Origin of the sequence: Nocardioides sp. CF8 (genome assembly GCF_000389985.1) — a bacterium.
GTDB lineage: Bacteria > Actinomycetota > Actinomycetes > Propionibacteriales > Nocardioidaceae > Nocardioides > Nocardioides allogilvus.
In genome coordinates this window covers 4,099,600-4,100,836 of record NZ_CM001852.1, presented here as the reverse complement: position 1 = coordinate 4,100,836, position 1,237 = coordinate 4,099,600, and the positions used below count along the sequence as shown (strand labels likewise).

General features: G+C 65.7%; 1 protein-coding gene. It reads left to right on the top strand.

Translation table 11 applies throughout. The features are described 5' to 3' along the window. Nucleotide 1 precedes the first annotated feature (1 nt). Nucleotides 2-1,207, top strand: coding sequence for an IS30 family transposase (locus CF8_RS19960; RefSeq protein ID WP_036491611.1), 1,206 nt, complete (start codon nt 2-4; stop codon nt 1,205-1,207). Nucleotides 1,208-1,237 lie beyond the last annotated feature (30 nt).

Sequence of the window (1,237 nt, the reverse complement as noted above, 5' to 3'; positions counted from 1 at the left end):
TATGCCGAAGAGATTCCCGGTTGAAGTGCGTGAGGCGTTTGTGGAGTTGATCTGCGGTGGGGTTTCCCTTCGCCAGGCCGCTGAGCGAACTGGGGTGTCGAGCACTCAGGCCGTGGCGTGGTGGAGCCAGTCTGGCCACATGAACCTTCGTCTCGTGTTGGGTCCTCATGGTGGCCTCGGGTCTGTTCAATCGTTGGGCTCCGTCGTGGGAGGGGTACGGCGGGCGTTGTCGATCGATGACCGTGTAGAGATCGCGGCCGGGGTCCACAAGGAGTGGACGCTGCAATGCATCGCCGACGCGATCGGTCGTGACAAGTCGGTGGTGTGCCGCGAGCTCAGTCGCAATCGCAGCCCGGACGGGGTGTATCGGGCGAGCGTGGCGCACTGCGCCGCCGCGGTGCGTCGTCCCCGCCCCAAGACGAGCAAGTTAGCCGCCAACCCTGGCCTGTGTCGGCGGATCGAGGCGTGGATGGACGACGGCTGGTCGCCCAGATTGATCAGCCAGATGCTCGCGCGCGATGCAGCCAGCGACACTGACCGGGTGAGCCACGAAACGATCTATCAGGCCCTCTACGTGCAGACCCGTGGGTCGCTGCGCGCTGATCTGCACCGCTGTCTGAGCCTGAAACGAAGTCGACGCAAGGCACACGGCAGCACCCGGAACCCGGCCAGTCCGTACAAGGAGGCCTTCAAGATCAGCGAACGGCCGGCCGAGGTGGCTGACCGGGCGGTGCCGGGCCATTGGGAGGGTGACCTGATCATGGGCGGCACGGCGTCGGGCTCGGCGATCGGGACGCTGGTCGAGCGCTCGACCCGGTTCACGATCTTGTTGCACCTACCCGGTCGGCACGACTCGAACTCGGTGGCCGAGGCGATGATCCGCGAGATGGGCAAACTGCCTGAGCACCTGCGCCGCTCGGTCACCTGGGACCGCGGTGTCGAGCTCGCCAAGTACGCCGACATCCAGACCGCGCTCGATCTGCAGCTCTACTTCTGCGACCCGCACTCACCGTGGCAGCGCGGCACGAACGAGAACACCAACCGGCTGTTGCGGCACTGGTTCGAGAAGGGCAGCGATCTCTCGATCCACACTGCCGAGGACCTGGCCCGGATCGCGGCCACCCTCAACGCACGACCCCGTCCCACCCTGGACCTGCACACGCCGGCCCAGAGACTGAACGAGCTGCTGCGACAGGCAGCAGCCTGACCCAAATTGCTTCGACCGATTGACATTGCC

What these genes read in the sequence shown, in the direction of transcription:
- CF8_RS19960 (WP_036491611.1), top strand. Translation starts at nt 2, where the DNA reads ATGCCGAAGAGATTCCCGGTTGAAGTGCGTGAGGCGTTTGTGGAGTTG.